Origin of the sequence: Paenibacillus solisilvae (genome assembly GCF_042656405.1) — a bacterium.
Taxonomy (GTDB): Bacteria; Bacillota; Bacilli; order Paenibacillales; family Paenibacillaceae; genus Paenibacillus_Z; species Paenibacillus_Z solisilvae.
In genome coordinates this window covers 116,360-134,730 of the sequence record NZ_JBHSOW010000106.1, presented here as the reverse complement: position 1 = coordinate 134,730, position 18,371 = coordinate 116,360, and the positions used below count along the sequence as shown (strand labels likewise).

Sequence of the window (18,371 nt, the reverse complement as noted above, 5' to 3'; positions counted from 1 at the left end):
TAGAGCACGTTTAAACCAGCCATGAATATAGTAATAGATAGTTTAGCTACTATATTAATAGGAGGGAATTTTTTGACATTTACAGCCCCTAATCCAGTTTTTACTGATCAAGGCGTCGGTGGAAGCCATAGTATGCTCCTTTATCCCGATGGAACCGTTTGGACATGCGGTAATAATGATTGCGGTCAGCTTGGCGATGGTACAAAACAGAATCGATCGATATTTAAACAAGTCATGAATCTGAATGAAATTGTGGCGGTTAGTTCAGGCGTTAATTTTTCGCTTGCTTTAAAAAAAGACGGTACGGTCTGGGGTTGGGGCGATAATAGTTCAGGTCAGCTTGGTGATAGAACAAAAACGAACAGAAGTAAACCCTTAAAAATCAATGGCCTTTCGAATATTATAGCTATAGGCAGCAGCAACGCACACTCTCTTGCTCTTTCATCAGAAGGTGTGGTATGGAGTTGGGGGAATAACGGGTCAGGTGAGATTGGCGATGGCACTACGCTTTTAAGAACCAGGCCTGTACAGGTAATTGAACTGAACGATGTAATCGCAATTAGATGTGGGAATTATCATTCTGTAGCTTTGAAAGCGGATAAAACCGTCTGGTCTTGGGGAAATAACGTTCTGGGTCAGCTTGCAGATGGAACAAAGAAGAACCGGTCAGTCCCTAAACAAGTCAAAGGTCTTGCTGGGATCATATCCTTGAACGCTGGTATCGCTCATACCATAGCACTTAAAAATGACGGTACGGTATGGACATGGGGTGATAATAGTTCAGGTCAGCTTGGGAACGGCACAAAATCCTATAAAGCAACTGTAATAAAGGTTCCCGGACTATCTAATTTTTCGGCTGTCGGCGCTGGCGGTTACTGTTCGTTTGCCCTTAAGAATGATGGAACCGTATGGGCATGGGGGAATAACAATACAGGACAGCTGGGCGTCGGTACAGCGGGCAGTCATGTATTAGAGGAAATCAACAGTGATGAGACTCCGCTAATAGAAAGCTTGGTCCCGCTGAAAATGTTTACGGATGCTGCAGCTATTTCAACAGATTCAAATCATTCATTCGCACTGAGAAATGATAATACCGTTTGGTCATGGGGAAAAAATAACTTTGGCCAGCTTGGTGATGGAAGTACGATTGTAAAACTATTACCTACGAATATATTAACGTTTAATGAATAGTTAGTCTCAATTGAGGACTGGCTGCAGGAATGGATACTTTAGTCATTTGCTCCTAGTCCTCCAGTATTAAGTTTAAAAACCATATTCCTGCAGATACGGAATAAATAAGTGGTGTTAAGGAAATTTCAAGTTGGCAGCGTTTTCATTTGAAGTTAGGATGTACTCAAATACGTAATTTTTGGATACGTATAATTGTAGATGTACATGTGAGAATAAATACCTAGAATAGCACCAGAATCCGACAAAAAAACAAAAAGAATGCGAGGATTCACTCCACAACCTTCGACATACTTTGCAAATTGAATTGGCTATAATAGCTAAGTAGGTCAGACAGTTAACAAGTAGAAGGTGGGTTAATTAAATACGAGCAAAAAGTAGTTGAGGTTTTATTGTACGGAGTTTACGTATTAGTAAACATATATGGAACACCTGAGAATACATACATATTGATCTTCTAAACAACCAAATATAACTCCGTACTAAATGGACGACTACATAGTTGACTCCGTGCTTTTCATATGTTTGATAACAGATAATTGGAACAATACTTCTAAACCCAGCTTAGGGGATACCAATTTCAAAAAAAACAAGAGAGAGTAGGAGTCGGAGATAATGAAAACAAACGATCAAGTGAAAGAAGATGAGCAAAGCATCGTACCGTTACAATTAGACGTATATAAGATTATGGAGCAACTTGGCATTGATTGTGCGAACTTACCTCAAGACATACTTCCATTTAATAAGAAATAGGCGGTCAACTAAAAAAACATAGTCGGCGCTTTGCCGCACTATGTTTTTTTAGTTTATGATTTCATCATTCTCTCAGCGCGAACAAATGCAATAAATCGGCGAGCTTCGTCGGCGGAAAGTTTACGGCCATCTATGGTTAGGTCGTATTTTTCTAATAATTCCTCATCGGCTAGTTCCAGATGATCCACAAAATCACGAATCGGTTCATCAAGTGTGACATGAGGAGCATTCGTTCGTCCAACCAGGTAGTCGACAGATACATGGAATAAGTCGGCGAACTTTGAAAGTGTATCGGTATCCGGTTCCCTGCGATTTTTCTCGTAATGGGATAGGGCAGCACGTGAAATCCCAAGTAATGCTGACGTCTGTTCTTGTGTCCACCCCCGATCCTCTCTCAATTTTGCAATGCGGCTACCAATGTTCATAATTCTCCTCCTAACTACCCTTATCATCATATTAATACGAAACGCTTACAAATGCATGTCATGATACAAAACGTCGCATGTATGAAAAAACTATGAAAAAGACCTTGACATGTTACGTTCTGTATCGTAAAGTAAAAAATGAAAGTGATACATATCGTATCATAATCACTATTTATCATAACCTAAAATTGTTAGATTAATACACGTATCGACAATAAAATTGTTAGATTCGATTATGAATGACATCAAAACTGTTAGGTTAATTCATGCATTCACATCAATGCTGAAATAAGTTTGTAATGAAGCTGAACTTACTACGAATAATGGAGGATGAAAAAAAAGTGGAACTCAAACACTATTTCAAAATTCTATTAAGGAAGCTTTGGCTGATTGTTGCCATAGTCCTTATCGGCTGTATTATAACAGCCGCGAAAAGCTACTACTTTACAACCGCGATTTATCAGGCTAATGCAAAGCTCATCGTTAATCAAGCCTCTCTCAACGATCCCAACGCACTCCCCAGCGTAGGCTCACTTCAGACAGATATGATGTTGATTAATACTTACAAAGAGATCATTAAATCCCCTGCCATCATGAATAAGGTTGTCGAGCAAAATCCACAACTTCAGATCAGCCCAATGGGATTATCTGCATCTACCACGGTAGTATCCGCAAATGAATCCCAGATCGTAAATTTAATGGTAAGCAGCACATCCTATGAAAAAGCTGCTGAGGCTGTTAACGCAATTGCAAAAGTCTTCAAATCAGAAATCCCAACGATTATGAATGTTAATAATGTAACGATATTAAGTGAAGCTGTCGTGGGCGAGGCAGCGAGCCCAATTAATATGAGTTCAAACATGGATTTTGTTGTTGCCATTGTTCTTTCATTACTTATAGCGGGAGGGCTCGTTTTCTTGCTTGACTACCTGGACAACACTTATAAGTCTGAGTCGGAATTAATAGAAGATCTCGGACTGCCCATGCTTGCGATTGTGACCAAGATCAATAAAGGAGATCTCAAATCACGCAATAAGCCGCCGGCATCAAAAAATCAAAAAGTGGGGGAAGGAACGTATGCGACGATCAACCAATGAAAATAACCTGATAACACTTTTAAATCCGAAATCGCGTGTGTCTGAATCATATCGAACATTAAGAACCAATATTCAATTCTCTTCAATGGATGCTCCTATGAAGGTGTTAATGGTTGCGTCCGCTCAAATGGATGAGGGTAAAACAACAACGATTAGCAATTTGGCAATAGCCTATGCACAAGAAGGCAAGAAAGTTTTATTGATCGATGCTGATTTGCGGAAACCATCATTACACCATGTCTTCTCACAGAGCAATCGTATCGGCTTGACGAATGTTTTGGCTAAACAAAACAGATGGCAGGAGGTAATCAAAGATTCTCTTATTGAGAACCTGACTCTTCTGCCTTCAGGTCCCATTCCTCCGAATCCATCAGAATTGCTGGGAACAAGCCGCATGCAGGTGATGCTTGAAGAAATCAAGGAAGAGTATGATATCATTCTGCTCGATACGCCGCCAATACTGGCCGTTACAGACAGTCTGGTTGTCAGTGCGTATTGCGACGGCGTTGTGATGGTAGTTGCAGCCGGCAAGGTGGATAAGGAACTGGTTAAGAAAGCAAAAGCAAGTCTTGAGCATGTGAATGCGCGTATTATAGGGCTCGTACTGAACAATATGAATCGTAAAGATGTGAAGGCTACTTTAAATTATGCCTATGGAGCAAAAGAGTAAAGGGACGTTTTTCCTTATAGGTAATGTCTACTGTACCTCTATCACTGTAGACACTCGGTCACGCTGTGGGTCAATAGACCTTAGACATTATTGTCAAGGGTGTGATGTGAGGATGGGTTAGATGCCCATTAACTAAAAATCCGAGCTATAGATTTTTCCGCAAGGCGAAATCCATATCTCGCATTTTTAGCACCTAAGAGCACTTATATAAAAAATATATAGGATAGGGTGAAGAACATGAAAAAAGTTCGTAAAGCGATTATTCCAGCAGCGGGACTTGGGACTAGATTTCTTCCAGCGACAAAAGCAATGCCGAAAGAAATGTTGCCAATCGTTGATAAGCCTACAATCCAGTATATTGTTGAGGAAGCAATCGCCGCCGGTATAGAAGACATCATTATCGTAACCGGTAAAGGAAAACGGGCAATCGAAGATCATTTTGACATTGCATTCGAGTTAGAGCAGAGCTTGATGGAGAAAGGAAAGTTCTCTTTATTGGAGGAAGTTCAAAAATCGTCAAGTGTGGATATTCACTATATTCGTCAAAAAGAGCCAAAGGGCTTGGGGCATGCGGTATGGTGTGCGCGCAACTTCATTGGTGATGAACCATTCGCGGTATTGCTTGGCGATGATATCGTCGTATCCGACGTACCTTGCACCAAACAATTAATTAACCAATACGAGAAAACGAAACGTTCTGTCATCGGCGTTCAGGCTGTTTCCTTCGAACAAACGGAGCGTTATGGCATTGTTGATCCGGTTGATGCCAACGGAAGTCTCTACATGGTTAACCGTTTTGTCGAGAAACCAAAGCTCGGCACAGCCCCTTCCAACCTGGCAATCATGGGTCGTTACATACTGACGCCTGAAATCTTTTATTTCCTTGAAAAACAGGAATTGGGTGCAGGCGGAGAGATTCAACTGACGGATGCCATTCAGCGCTTGAATGAAGTACAGGGCGTATATGCCTATGATTTCGAAGGTACCCGGTATGACGTAGGAGAAAAACTTGGCTTTATAACGACGACGTTAGATTTTGCGCTTAGAAACAAGGAACTGCGCGTCCCGCTGCTGACAGCACTAGAAGAGATTGTTGAGCGCGAACACTCAAATAAGATCATTCAAAAATGAGGTGATTTGCGATGGCCCCAGTACCACAAAGAAAAGATGCTGAAGTTCTTTTAGAGAGTGGTTCCGCCTACGGCTATGGTTTAAAACGTAAAAAATCCATGCGTTCCTATGTTATGGTCAAGCGTGCCATAGACATTATTTGTGCTTTTATCGGTATTATTCTGCTGTCGCCTCTATTTATAGTTGTTGCACTAATCATTAAACTTGAGGATCCCAAAGGCTCGATCTTTTTCCATCAGATAAGAGTAGGCAAGAATGAGAAGCTGTTTAAGATGTACAAATTTCGTTCGATGGTTTCCAATGCGGAAGAATTGCTAGGCGATCTTCTGGAGCAGAATGAGATTAGCGGCGCTATGTTTAAGATGAAAGAAGATCCGCGAATTACGAAGATTGGTAAATTCATTCGGAAAACGAGCATTGATGAATTGCCTCAGCTGTGGAACGTAGTCCGTGGAGACATGTCGTTGGTTGGTCCTAGGCCGCCGCTTCCTAGAGAGGTTGCAGAGTATACGAATTACGATAAACTCCGTCTAAAGGTTACGCCAGGATGCACCGGCTTATGGCAGGTCAGCGGACGTAATGAATTAAGCTTTAGTGAAATGGTCGAATTAGATTTGATTTATATTGAACATCGCAGCATTATGTACGATCTTAAAATTATTTTGAAGACCGTCAAGGTACTTCTTGGATCTAAAGACGCATTCTAGTTGAATGTTAGCAAAGGTTGAGGTGAGTTTTATGGAGTTAAATGCAAAGGTTTATGTAGCCGGACACAGAGGATTAGTCGGTTCGGCTATATTGAGGGCGCTCGAGAATGAGGGATATACAAATCTCGTATATCGTACAAGTTCCGAGCTGGATTTAAGGAACAGGGAAGACGTCCTGGCTTTCTTTGAAAAAGAGCAGATTGACTATGTATTCGTAGCTGCGGCAAAGGTTGGCGGCATCGCAGCGAATAATGATTATCCCGCGGATTTTATCCGGGATAATCTTCTCATTCAAACCAACGTTATTGATGCAGCTTACCGATCGAATGTTAAGAAGCTGTTATTTCTGGGATCCACATGTATTTATCCTAAATTTGCGCCGCAGCCGCTCAAAGAAGAGTATTTGCTCACAGGATCGCTCGAGCCGACTAATGAGCCTTATGCGATTGCCAAAATAGCAGGCATAAACATGTGTCAGTCTTATAACCGTCAATACGGAACAAAATTCATTTCGGCGATGCCGACGAATATGTATGGACCTAATGACAATTTCGATTTGAAATCGTCCCATGTTTTACCTGCTTTAATTAGAAAGTTTCATGAAGCGAACGAAGCAGAAGCTCCTTCGGTTGAGGTATGGGGTACGGGAAATCCGAAGCGGGAATTCCTTCACTCCGATGATTTGGCGGATGCTTGTTTGTTCTTAATGAAGAGTTACGAGGACAGCGAAATCGTAAATATCGGCGTTGGAGATGATATCTCGATTAAAGAGCTGGCTGAATTAATCAAGGATATCGTCGGCTATAAAGGCGAGATTGTATTTAATTCCACCATTCCAGACGGAACGCCAAGAAAACTCGTTGATGTTACTAAAATTAACGGCCTTGGCTGGAAAGCACAAATTCCGCTTGAGGAAGGTCTTCGATCCGTCTATACGGCTTTTCAGCAGGAGCATTTGATTAAACAATAATTTTAAAAATAGGGTGGAGGAATAGAGATATGAAAAGAGCATTAATTACAGGTGTAACCGGACAAGATGGATCCTATTTAGCAGAATTTCTGTTGGAGAAAGGGTATCAGGTGTTCGGCCTCCGCCGACGCACGAGTACACCGAATTATGAGAATGTTCAACATATTCAAGATCGAATTGAATGGATTTCAGGCGATCTGAACGACCTCGCTTCATTAATTGAGGCGGTTCGTATCTCCAATCCGGATGAAGTCTATAATTTGGCTGCTCAATCGTTCGTGGCCGCTTCTTGGCCGCAGCCAATTGCCACAGCTAATATGACCGCAGTTGCAGTGACCAACATGCTTGAAGCGGTTCGGATCATCAAGCCGGAAGCAAGATTCTATCAAGCTTCCAGCAGTGAAATGTTTGGTAAGGTTATGGAAACCCCTCAGAAAGAAACCACTCCTTTTTACCCTCGAAGCCCTTATGGAGTTGCTAAGGTTTATGGCCACTGGATTACTGTTAACTACCGGGAAAGCTTTAATATGTTTGCATGTTCGGGAATTCTATTCAATCATGAATCACCAAGACGGGGTCTTGAATTTGTTACGAGAAAAGTTACAGACGCGGTAGCGCGAATTAAATTGGGATTGGATAACGAGCTGCGTCTTGGAAATTTAGATGCGAAACGTGACTGGGGATTTGCCGGTGACTATATCAAAGCGATGTGGCTGATGCTTCAACAAGACACGCCGGATGATTATGTTATTTCCACAGGAGAAACGCATACTGTTCAAGAATTTGTGGAAATTGCATTTGGAAGTGTTGGATTAGATTGGAAACAATATGTGGTTATGGATGAAAAGTTTGTACGTCCCGCAGAGGTGGATCTATTGCTCGGTGATTGCACGAAAGCAAAAGAGAATCTGGGTTGGGAGCTCGAGGTGAGCTTTGAGCAGCTGGTGAAGATGATGGTTAAGTCAGATTTAGAGAAATATGAATCTGCAGCAAAAGGGAAAGAAGTACAATGGATTTAGGAACAAGGAGTATAGGTAAGGATTTCATTTCTAAGTACTTCGTTATTTTAATGGGAGTAATAAGCATATCCTTATACTATTTCTTTAATAATAGCAATATCGTTCTTTATTATGGGATTCTATTAAATATTATTATCATCATTCGTGTTAAGAACAGTAGAGTTCTGCAAATTGTATTTCTGTTTATGCTGACCTACCTACTTAACTTAGTGCCCTACTTTTCTTATGGCATCCATATTAGTTACTATTCTTTGTATCAAAAAGAAAAAATCTTTGAATCTGTGTTGATTATTCATGTCATCTTTTTAATCCTTTTATATGCATTTATGAAAAAAGATGTGAATAGTAACAAAGAAGCGTTAATTAATAAAGTCGCTATGAAAGACAATGGTCTTGTTTATGCCAGCGCAATTGGAGTTATGTCTCTTATTCTCCTTCTGGGGAAGACGGGACATAACCTTAGTAAGACTGTCAGTCAAACGAGCCAGGTAACAGATGGATTCGCCATTAATGAGTATTTTTTGATTTTTACCTTCATCGCTTATGTATTCACGGGCAATTTAAGGTCGAGGAAAGCTATCATCTTGATTCTATCCGCACTCTATATTGTGAAGAATACTTTAGCCGAGGGAAGAATTGAGACTCTGCAGCTATTAATCCTTCTGTTCATCTTGTTTATCGACACGAAAAAAATAAATAATGCGCTATTCTGGTTTGGGTCCATTGCCGGATATTTAACAATGAGTTTATTCGAGAAGCTGCGAATCAGCTCAAACGGCCTTATCAATTTATTTAAAACCGGTCAGGACGGATCACCTTATATTGAAAGCAATCAAGGTGATGTGTTTTACAATTCTGCGGTTTACGTTGGGCTCATCAAAGATCAGATCTTTAATTATCATTTTAGAATCAATTCTTTCATTGGATTCGTTGAGAGAATATTTCTCCCCTCCAAGTATGCAACTAGCCAGGCGAATGTTTCCATTTTCTCGAAGGCTTACGCCCAATCTGGAGGTGGGGGATTAATTAGCATTTATTTCTATGTGTGGCTTTCCTATCTGGGGATCGTCCTCATAGCGCTAATTTTAGCCTTTCTAGTAAATAAACTATACAAAACAAACAATCAATATGCCGTAATTTACTTTGTTATGTTTATTTGCACGGTTCCAAGATGGTTTGCATACGACCCTATCACCTTATTTAAACTCTCGTCTTATGCAATCGTCATCTTCTTCTGTTTTAATCAATTAGATATTGTTCTAAATAAGAACAAAAAGAAATTAACTCCTTATGTTCAGAATCAAAGGAAGATTATTATTAATCAGGAGTTAAGGTGAGGCTTATGAAGAAAATTTGTTTAATTGGTCAATTTCCGCCTCCCATTCACGGATTGTCCAAGGCACTTCAGACGATAATCAATTCAAAACAATTTAACGACAAGTACTTACTTACCTATGTAGATATTAAAGATAACAAAAGGATCGCTTCCCACATGACTGAAGTGGGCAGGGCCGATGCTGATATCTATTATTTCACCATATCTCAAACCAAGTTTGGCAATCTGCGGGATATGTTTATCTTATGGAGACTTTTGAAGAAAAAGAAAAAGGTCGTTATTCATTATCATGGTGGATACTATAAGGAGCTTTATAAACAGTTCAACCCGATTCAGCGCATGATGAACAAGAAGCTGATTTCACAGATCGATATTATGATCGTGCTAAGCAAAGGATTGATTGATTTATTCACTGGTGTGATCAATCCTCAGAAGATTAGAATCTGTGAAAATTGCATTGAAGATGATGTGCTGCTGAGTGAACGGGAATTCACGAATAAAGTGAACCTGCTGAAACAAGGTAAAGAACAGCTGGAAGTTATTTATTTAAGTAATTTTATTAAGAGCAAAGGCTACTTTGATATTTTGCAAGCAGCCAATCAATTGAAGGATCAGAACGTCATTTTCCACTTTGCGGGCAAGTTTTTTAGTGAAGCGGATAAGGAAGAGTTTTTGGATTATGTCAAACAAAATCGGCTGGAGAATGTTGTCCGATATCACGGCGTGGTGATGGGGGAGCAGAAAAAGAATCTGTTAATCCAGAGCGATGTTTTTGCGCTGCCGACCTATTATCCGAATGAGGGCCAGCCTATTTCCATTATTGAGGCAATGGGCAATGGTTTAACGATAATATCAACGAACCACGCAGGCATACCTGATATCGTCTCTTCGGATAACGGATATCTGATCAAGCCCCAATCTCCAGAGGATATTGCCGCTGTCATTCAAAACTTGCTGCAGGACAGAAGTAAACTCACTACGTTCGCTCAACAAAACAGAAAGACGGCTTTAACGAAATTCAAAGAGAGTGACTACATAAATAGGTTGGAAGTCATAATGGATGAGGTCTAAAAGATGAATATAGATTTATCTAAATATGATCAATCCTGGTATTCAAGAGGCCGCAGTGGTTCAGTCGTTTTATTATGGTGGCTAGTCCAAGGTACCCTGTTCAAATTTTCTCTTCATAACATGTACAGCTTTAGAAATACGCTGCTCCGGTTATTCGGTGCGAAGATCGGAAATGGCGTAAAAGTGAGATCTACGGCTAAGTTCACCTATCCTTGGAAGGTAAGGATTGGAGATCACTCATGGATTGGAGATGACGTGGAGTTCTATAGCCTGGACGAAATAATCGTTGGAAGCAACTGCGTTGTGTCACAGAATTCATATTTGTGCACAGGCAGCCACAAGCTGAACGATCCGGCCTTCGGCCTGATTACAAAGCCGATTGTTATAAAGGATGGGGCTTGGGTGGCAAGCGATGTCTTTGTTTGTCCAGGTGTTACAATCTACGAACTGGGTGTGGCGGGAGCCAGAAGTACGGTGATGAAAGACATCCCTGCTGGTGAAATACATGTTGGATATCCGGCCAAATTCTTAAAAGAACGAATGATGAAAGAGGTAATGGCATGAAGCGCAACATTGTATTTGTTATTAACTACTTTTATCCGGACTACGCGTCTACCGGTCAATTGTTAACGGAATTATGCCTTCATATCCAGCATGATTTCAATATTACCGTTATCGCTGCGCAGCCTGGATATGCCGGAGAAACGAATGATACAGGGAAGCGAATTGTGCGAGACCGGTTGGAGAATATAGACATCATTCGAATCCGGCTTCCTAAAGTGGATAAACAAAACAAGCTGAGTAGGTTGCGGTACATCGCCACTTACTTTTTTTATGCCAACCTGATGGTTATGAAGCAAAAGAATGTCGACTTTATTTACACAATATCCCAGCCTCCAATACTTGGAGGACTTATTGGAACGATAGGTAAAGTTTTGAAACGGGCAAAGCATATCTACAATATTCAAGACTTTAATCCAGAACAGGCCGAGGCGGTCGGATACACGAAGAATAAACTTGTATTCAAAGCTGCGCGATGGATCGATACCTTGAATTGTAAATGGGCAGATCACATTATTACAGTGGGCCAGGATATGCAGCAAACCCTGCGTAAACGATTCAGTAACCAGAAAATCACAAACAACACCGTAATTAATAACTGGACCAATGAACAAGAAATTGTCCCCCTCCGGAAACAGCATCCAAAGGTTGCGGAGTTCATCGAACAAAACGGCTTGAAGGACAAATTTATTGTCATGTATTCAGGTAATCTCGGTCTTTACTATGACCTGGAAAATTTAATAAAGATTACGAATGAATTTAGAGAAGTCAAAGATCTTGTGTTTGTTTTTATTGGTGAAGGTGCAGTGAAAAAACAAATGCAGGATTATGTGCAGCAGCAGCAGCTGTCTTCTAAGGTACAATTCCTTCCTTATCAGCCGCTTGAGAACTTGAAATATTCCCTAAACGCCGCGGATGTCCATTTGGTCGTCAATCAAAAAGGGATCAAGGGAGTATCGGTTCCGAGTAAGATTTACGGAGTTATGGCTGCCGGCAAACCGGTGCTGGGGGTTCTGGAAAGCGGGAGTGAAGCCTACCGGCTCATTGATGAAAGTCAATGCGGCGTTGTTGCTGAACCTCAAGATTACGAAGAAGCAGTAAAGCAGCTCCATTATTTATATAACCTCACTAGCACTCAGCTTGCAGCTGTTGGGAAACAAGGAAGAACGTATTTGGAAGCTCATCTGCGTCGTGATTTATCGCTTGAAAAGTATAGAGAGCTTTTGTTATCCATGTAGATCATAAAAAATACAAAACTGATAGGAGTGTTTTAAGTGATTACAACTTTAAATCCAAGTAAAACGTTTGTGCTGACAGGTGGAAACAAACTATCCGGAACAGTTAAATTGTCAGGCGCTAAGAACGCTGCCCTTCCCATGATTGCAGCCGCATGTTTGGGAGAATTGCCAACTGTCCTTGATAATGTCCCTGTTGATCTGCGGGATGTAAAAATTCTTATTCAAATTTTGCAGGAAGCCGGAGCAGAAATTCATGTCGACGGAAATAGCGTTTCATGCTCCAGAGGTAATTTCCCGAACGCTCCTGTCAATCCGATTGCCAGCGAAATCAGATATTCCTTACTGCTGCTTGGATTGGCTTCGGCCTTAGGTTCAGAGCTGCTGCTGCCAATGCCGGGAGGCTGCAAAATTGGAGATCGTAAATATGACCTGCATTTGATGGGGCTTAGTAAATTGGGTTCTACTATATCGGAAACGGAAGAAGGCATTCATGTAAGCTCCAAAGGCAACATTGGCTCACAAATTGAATTTTATCTGCCAACGACCTCAGGAACCGAAAATATTATGATTGCAGCAGCAACTGCTCAAGGTGAAACCACAATTCTGAATGCGAATACTCGTCCAGAAATCATGGAGATGGCGAAGCTGATGAATCTGATGGGGGCAGATGTGGAATGCTCCAACCGCGTCGTTCATATCAAAGGCGTCAAGAATATCAAAGGCGGCGTGCGGTATTCGGTTATGGCAGGATGGGATGAGGCTGTAACCTATATTATCGCATCAGCTATGACGGGCGGAGAGGTTTGTATTCCAGACTTCTCGATGGACTTCATCAGAGAAGACGTTCGTTTGTTAAGAGAAATCGGCGTTGACGTATTCGAGTGGGGAGGAGCCGTATATGCTTCGGGCGTGAAGCTGAAAAAATCCTTTGACCTGTTCACTGCCCCATATCCAGGCATCAATTCCGATATGCAGCCGATCTTCGCAGCATTGGCTTTCGTCGCAAGTGGCAAAAGCACGATAACAGATCTAAGATTTACGGAACGATTCAAATATGTGGATGAACTTAAGAAGTTTGGCGGAAGCATCTATTCGTTCGGAAATACGGCAATTGTTGAAGGCGGCAAGGAGCTTCGCGGAACGGAAGTGAATGCCACCGATCTAAGAGGCGGTGCATCCTGCATCCTTACAGGTTTGATCGCCGAAGGAACGACTGTAATCAATAACATCAGTCAAATCCAACGTGGGTATGAGAATATTACTCCTAAACTGCAGCAGCTTGGTGCTAATATCGATATTCAATAATTCACCTGGAACAGAGGAACTAAATGTGGCAAACGCAAATAAATATCGGCATGTGTTAAGGCAAATCAACAAAGATTTGAACGATTGCGCGAAAACGAAATCACCTGTTATGAAGGTGATTTCGTTTTTTACAAACATTAATTTTCAAGTCCTTTTTCTTTATCGGCACGTGTATTATTTGAAGAACAAATCGGCATTGCACAAGCTGATTATGATTGTATTCAATTATATTTCCAGAACCATGTTCCAGTGTTATATCGCTGAAAAAGCTACGATCGGCTCGGGTCTGAACCTTCCTCATCCAACAGGCATTGTTATTGGGGAGGATGTCATCATTGGTAATAATGTAACCATTTATCAACAGGTGACGCTCGGCAGCCACGGGAAACAAAGCTCGGGCAGAGCTTATCCCATCATAGAGGATAACGCGATCATTTATGCTGGCGCTAAATTGATTGGCAATATCACGGTTGGCAGAAATTCCGTTATTGGCGCAAATGCTGTTGTAAACAAGGATGTTCCTCCGGATTCGATCGCCGTAGGCGTGCCCGCAAAAATTATTAACAAAAGAGATGATCAAAGTGGCTGAACTGGCATCTGTACGTCAGGTAAAATCGAAAACTGCAAAAGACATTATTTCTACTATTCTGACTAGGGGAATCACTCTATTTGGAGGATTTATCGTTTCTATTCTGCTTGCTAGATTCCTCGGAGCAGAGGGAAGAGGTATCGTAACCGTCATTTTCATGGTGCCGACACTTATATTGACTATCGCTGATCTTGGCATTCGTCAAGCGACAGCTTATTATGTCGGACAAAAATTATATGACTTAAACGATATTGTTAAGACATCCTATTTTATTTGGGCCATAACATCCATTACTTCCGTTTTATTCATCGCTGGTTACTTTGGGTTCTTTTATTATGGCAAGTATAGTATAACGCTTTTGTTGATCGCTTTATTGAGCGTGCCATTCAGTTTATTTTCTAAATACTCGAACGGCATTTTGCAAGGGAAAGACAAGATCAGCAAAATTAATAATCTAGAGCTGTTAAACATTATTTTTAATATGCTCGCGGTAATCGTGCTTGTGGGTTTATTAAAGTTAGATGTGCTTGGCGCTACTATCGTGTATCTATTCTTGGGGATCATGATTGCCATTCAGTCTTATGCAATGGTTCAAAAGTTGTCGCCGATCCGCTTAGGTTATGTAAAGGGACTTCCTTGGAAGCTTGTGAAGAAGGGGATCGCTTATGCGACGGCCCTGTTCATTCTTCAATTAAATTATCGATTGAACATTCTTATGCTCGAACATTATTCAGATGTCAAATCGATTGGGATATTTACAGTTGGAACCACATTGGCGGAGTTAATATGGCAGCTGCCAGCGGCGGCGGGAATGGTGCTGTTTGCAAAAAGCGCTAACAGCAAGACGGAGTCAGAAGCGATTAACCGTGCAGCCAAGCTGCTGCGTGTGCTTTTGCCGGTTGCTTTTGCCGCATGTTTGTTTATCGCCGTATTTTCACCGTTCATCGTAAAAGTATTGTACGGTGAGGAATTTGTCGATGCCGCGCAAGTTATTCGATTATTGATGCCAGGCATATTCGTTATGTTCTTCTTCAAGGTACTCAACGCGGATTTAGCAGGAAGAGGCAAACCTCTGTTCGCTCTTGCGATCTATATTCTTCCATTGCTGCTCAATGTCGCATTAAATTATTATCTTATACCGCTTTATAACATCAATGGAACGGCCATTGCATCTTCAGTTAGCTACATGATCGGCGCGATTTTATTTTTGTTCGTATATGCGAAGAACACCGGGTTGAAATTAGTCGATTTGCTGATCATTAAGCGCAGTGACCTAAAGAGATAAAAAAATGGAGAGAAAGCAGGTATGCTTATGTCAAAAATATTGGTTACAGGTTCGGCAGGTTTTGTCGGTTTCCATCTTGCATTGAAATTACTGGGTGACGGGATGGAAGTGGTCGGAATTGACAATGTAAACGACTATTATGACCCTTTGTTGAAACACTCCCGATTAAAGTTGCTCAAAGAATACGACAAGTTCACTTTTTATCAGAACAGCCTCGAAGACAACGAGAAAATAAAAGAGATATTTGAGCAGAATGAGATTTCAGTCGTCGTGAATTTAGCCGCTCAAGCGGGCGTTCGCTATAGTATCACTAATCCTCGTGCTTATGTTGATTCCAATTTAATTGGATTTGTCAATATTCTAGAGGCATGCAGGCATAACCAGATTGAACATTTGATCTATGCATCTTCCAGCTCCGTTTATGGAGCGAATACACAAATGCCTTTCTCTGAGAAGCATAATGTCGATCACCCGGTAAGCTTATATGCAGCTACTAAAAAAGCAAATGAACTGATGGCACACACATATAGTCATCTCTATCGTTTGCCGACAACAGGCCTTCGCTTCTTCACCGTTTATGGCCCATGGGGCAGACCTGATATGGCGTATTATCTATTTACCAAGGCCATCCTCAATAACGAGCCTATCAAAGTTTATAATCACGGCAATATGAAGAGAGATTTTACTTATATCGACGATATCGTAGATGGCATCAGGAAACTAATCGGTAAGAAAGCAGAGCCGAACGCAGATTGGGACAGCAGCAATCCAGATCCGAGTACGAGCACCGCTCCATACCGGATTTATAATATAGGAAACAACAAGCCTGTAGAATTGAATCATTTTATCTCTGTCATCGAGAAGAAGCTTAATAAAACAGCGATAAAAGAATACCTTCCGATGCAGCCCGGCGATGTTCATGAAACCTATGCAGATGTGGATGATTTGGTTAATGATATTGACTTCAAACCTCAAACCTCAATTGAAGAGGGCTTAGACAAATTCCTTGATTGGTATTTACAGTACTATGGCGTGAAAACTGAAAATGGAATCTATACGAGGTGATAACATGTTCACTAAATTAGAATGTAAGGTTGAAGAGAACTATAACTTGAAGGATATCACCACGATGGGCGTTGGCGGTCCATGTAAGTATTATGTCGTTCCGAACACGATAGAGGATATTCAAGAAGTCAAACAAAAGTGTGCGCAAAGTGATACGCAGCTGCTGATCATCGGTAATGGCTCAAATGTGATTATTGATGATAGCGGGTTTGACGGCGTGGTGCTTCATGTTGGAAAAAGGCTCAGAAATATGAAGCTTGAGCAGGATCATTTGTACGCGGAAGCTGGAGTGGCGCTCCCAAATATTGCTTTCACCATGGCAAAAGAAGGGATTACCGGCTTTGAATTTATGGCCAGTATTCCAGGTACGGTTGGCGGTGGGGTGGTCATGAATGCCGGCAGTCTAGGGAAAGAAACCTCGACTGTACTGAAATCCGTCACCTATTTGGATGAAGAGGGAATGCTGCATACCAAGGACAACGCGGAGCTGGGACTTTCCTTCCGGAACAGTCGGTTTCTGGGTACAAAAGATATCATTCTTAGCGCAAACTTCTCCATCGAGCGTTCTCCGGATAAAGCAGCGCTAATGGAGAAAACGAAGGAAGTTGCCAATGTAAGAAAGAAAAAATTCCCGATGAATGTGGCGACTGTAGGGAGTACGTTTAAGAGTCCATTCAATGGTCCTCACCCGGGAAATTTGATTGAAAAGGTTGGTTTAAAAGGATATCAGGTCGGAGGCGCTCAGATCAGCACGGTACATGCGAACTGGGTAATCAACACAGGCAGCGCAACCTCACAGGATGTAAAAGAACTTATTCGCATTATGCAGGATACAGTCAAACAAGAGCTTGGTGTATGGATGGAACAAGAGGTTATCTATATTTAATGAGGTGGTAAGTTGTGGTTTCCGTCATTACCATTTACTACAATAGGGCTGAATACGTTATGGAATCCATTCAGAGTCTATTGGATCAAACCTATACTGACCTTGAAATCATTGCTGTTGACGATGGTTCAACGGACAACACCTTGGAATTATTACATTCCTTCTCCGATCCTAGGTTAAAGGTTATCTCTCATCCAAACCAGGGGTTTGTAAAGTCGATCATAAGCGCGGTTAGCCTTGCATCTCATGAAATTATTGCTATACATGGATCAGGTGATATTTCATTACCGGAAAGAATCGAGAAGCAGGTTAAGGTTCTAGAAGAGAGACCGGAAATTGGAGTAGTCGGCTGCTATGTTGCAAATGAGAATATGGTGAGCAATGAATCCATGATCAGCAAGCCGGAGATTGATAAGAAGATAGGGATATCCAAACAACTGCTTCATATGAACATATTTCTGCATGGTGAAGTCATGTTTAGAAAAAGCATCTATCTTAAGGCTGGCGGCTATCGGGATTATTTTAAATTTGCTCAAGATTATGACCTCTGGTTAAGGATGAGTTTGTACACTGAATTTGCCGTAGTAAAGGAAGTTTTATATAACAGATTTACGTTGTCCGATGGAGTGAGCGCCTCTTCCAGTAAGATTTCGATGCAGATGTATTTTGCGGAAGTTGCGCGACAATGTTTTGAACAGCAATCGAAAGGCCAGAAGGATATTATTCAGCTGCACGGCGTATATTGTCCGTATTACAGAAGAAGAACGAAAAGACTATCTTCCATCTTTTGGAGGCTATCGATTGTCTCGTTGGCACAAAAGGATGTAGAAGGCTCATCTTATTTTAATCGCTTAAGCATCAATGAGAAATTGTCAGCTCAAAATACGATATTTGCCGCGCTCCTGGTCCTTCTTCGAAAAAGTAAAGCTATACAAGGTTTAGCTTTCCTGCTGTTTGGCCGGATGAATAAGTACAAAAGAAAAGCTAACAGTACCGTTGCTAAAAACAATCGTACTCGAGTATTGGTTGGAGAGTCGGCTGAATTGAAGAAAATGTGAGCGGATGAGGAATCTTT

General features: G+C 41.3%; 19 protein-coding genes. 18 read left to right on the top strand and 1 reads right to left on the bottom strand.

Going from position 1 to position 18,371, the window contains the following annotated elements:
* Nucleotides 1-72: 72 nt before the first annotated feature.
* Both ACFPYJ_RS28110 and ACFPYJ_RS28105 read left to right on the top strand, forming a co-directional pair.
* Nucleotides 73-1,191, top strand: a complete 1,119-nt coding sequence (locus ACFPYJ_RS28110) for an RCC1 domain-containing protein (RefSeq protein WP_379191559.1) — start codon at nt 73-75, stop codon at nt 1,189-1,191.
* 612 nt (nt 1,192-1,803) lie between these two features.
* Nucleotides 1,804-1,941: a hypothetical protein gene (locus tag ACFPYJ_RS28105; protein ID WP_379191558.1), complete on the top strand. Its 138-nt coding sequence runs from the start codon at nt 1,804-1,806 to the stop codon at nt 1,939-1,941.
* Nucleotides 1,942-1,994: 53 nt separating this feature from the next.
* Here the strand turns inward: ACFPYJ_RS28105 and ACFPYJ_RS28100 are convergent, their stop codons facing one another.
* Nucleotides 1,995-2,366, bottom strand: a complete 372-nt coding sequence (locus tag ACFPYJ_RS28100) for a helix-turn-helix domain-containing protein (RefSeq protein WP_379191557.1) — start codon at nt 2,364-2,366, stop codon at nt 1,995-1,997.
* 341 nt (nt 2,367-2,707) lie between these two features.
* On the opposite strand from ACFPYJ_RS28100, the gene ACFPYJ_RS28095 reads away from it, so the two are divergent.
* The 16 genes from ACFPYJ_RS28095 (at nt 2,708) to ACFPYJ_RS28020 (ending at nt 18,354) form a co-directional block, all read left to right on the top strand.
* A complete protein-coding gene (locus ACFPYJ_RS28095; RefSeq protein WP_379191556.1) occupies nt 2,708-3,463 on the top strand; it encodes a YveK family protein in 756 nt (251 codons plus the stop codon).
* Nucleotides 3,444-4,133: a CpsD/CapB family tyrosine-protein kinase gene (locus ACFPYJ_RS28090; RefSeq protein ID WP_379191555.1), complete on the top strand. Its 690-nt coding sequence runs from the start codon at nt 3,444-3,446 to the stop codon at nt 4,131-4,133. The genes ACFPYJ_RS28095 and ACFPYJ_RS28090 overlap by 20 nt, the downstream gene beginning before the upstream one ends.
* 237 nt (nt 4,134-4,370) lie before the next feature.
* On the top strand, nt 4,371-5,264 hold the full coding sequence (gene galU, locus ACFPYJ_RS28085) for a UTP--glucose-1-phosphate uridylyltransferase GalU (RefSeq protein WP_379191554.1): 894 nt from the start codon (nt 4,371-4,373) through the stop codon (nt 5,262-5,264).
* A gap of 11 nt (nt 5,265-5,275) precedes the next feature.
* Entirely contained in the window at nt 5,276-5,971 is a 696-nt protein-coding gene (locus ACFPYJ_RS28080; RefSeq protein ID WP_379191553.1) for a sugar transferase, read from the top strand.
* 31 nt (nt 5,972-6,002) lie between these two features.
* Nucleotides 6,003-6,941: a GDP-L-fucose synthase family protein gene (locus tag ACFPYJ_RS28075; RefSeq protein ID WP_379191551.1), complete on the top strand. Its 939-nt coding sequence runs from the start codon at nt 6,003-6,005 to the stop codon at nt 6,939-6,941.
* Between the two features lie 29 nt (nt 6,942-6,970).
* Complete coding sequence (gene gmd, locus ACFPYJ_RS28070) at nt 6,971-7,960, top strand: GDP-mannose 4,6-dehydratase (RefSeq protein WP_379191549.1); 990 nt, start codon at nt 6,971-6,973, stop codon at nt 7,958-7,960.
* Nucleotides 7,951-9,297: a hypothetical protein gene (locus ACFPYJ_RS28065; protein ID WP_379191548.1), complete on the top strand. Its 1,347-nt coding sequence runs from the start codon at nt 7,951-7,953 to the stop codon at nt 9,295-9,297. Before gmd ends, ACFPYJ_RS28065 begins: the two co-directional genes overlap by 10 nt.
* Before the next feature lie 5 nt (nt 9,298-9,302).
* The gene (locus tag ACFPYJ_RS28060) at nt 9,303-10,367 is read left to right on the top strand and encodes a glycosyltransferase family 4 protein (RefSeq protein WP_379191547.1); all 1,065 of its coding nucleotides are present in this window, start codon (nt 9,303-9,305) and stop codon (nt 10,365-10,367) included.
* A 3-nt stretch (nt 10,368-10,370) separates the two neighbouring features.
* The gene (locus tag ACFPYJ_RS28055) at nt 10,371-10,931 is read left to right on the top strand and encodes a WcaF family extracellular polysaccharide biosynthesis acetyltransferase (protein WP_379191546.1); all 561 of its coding nucleotides are present in this window, start codon (nt 10,371-10,373) and stop codon (nt 10,929-10,931) included.
* On the top strand, nt 10,928-12,166 hold the full coding sequence (locus ACFPYJ_RS28050; protein WP_379191544.1) for a glycosyltransferase family 4 protein: 1,239 nt from the start codon (nt 10,928-10,930) through the stop codon (nt 12,164-12,166). The genes ACFPYJ_RS28055 and ACFPYJ_RS28050 overlap by 4 nt, the downstream gene beginning before the upstream one ends.
* 36 nt (nt 12,167-12,202) lie before the next feature.
* On the top strand, nt 12,203-13,471 hold the full coding sequence (locus ACFPYJ_RS28045; protein WP_379191543.1) for a UDP-N-acetylglucosamine 1-carboxyvinyltransferase: 1,269 nt from the start codon (nt 12,203-12,205) through the stop codon (nt 13,469-13,471).
* A 25-nt stretch (nt 13,472-13,496) separates the two neighbouring features.
* Nucleotides 13,497-14,060, top strand: coding sequence for a serine O-acetyltransferase EpsC (gene epsC / locus ACFPYJ_RS28040; protein WP_379191542.1), 564 nt, complete (start codon nt 13,497-13,499; stop codon nt 14,058-14,060).
* On the top strand, nt 14,053-15,345 hold the full coding sequence (locus ACFPYJ_RS28035; RefSeq protein ID WP_379191541.1) for a flippase: 1,293 nt from the start codon (nt 14,053-14,055) through the stop codon (nt 15,343-15,345). The genes epsC and ACFPYJ_RS28035 overlap by 8 nt, the downstream gene beginning before the upstream one ends.
* Nucleotides 15,346-15,372: 27 nt before the next feature.
* On the top strand, nt 15,373-16,410 hold the full coding sequence (locus ACFPYJ_RS28030) for an NAD-dependent epimerase (RefSeq protein ID WP_379191540.1): 1,038 nt from the start codon (nt 15,373-15,375) through the stop codon (nt 16,408-16,410).
* 4 nt (nt 16,411-16,414) lie between these two features.
* Nucleotides 16,415-17,296, top strand: a complete 882-nt coding sequence (murB, locus tag ACFPYJ_RS28025; RefSeq protein ID WP_379191539.1) for a UDP-N-acetylmuramate dehydrogenase — start codon at nt 16,415-16,417, stop codon at nt 17,294-17,296.
* A gap of 14 nt (nt 17,297-17,310) precedes the next feature.
* The gene (locus ACFPYJ_RS28020) at nt 17,311-18,354 is read left to right on the top strand and encodes a glycosyltransferase (protein WP_379191538.1); all 1,044 of its coding nucleotides are present in this window, start codon (nt 17,311-17,313) and stop codon (nt 18,352-18,354) included.
* Nucleotides 18,355-18,371: the final 17 nt, after the last annotated feature.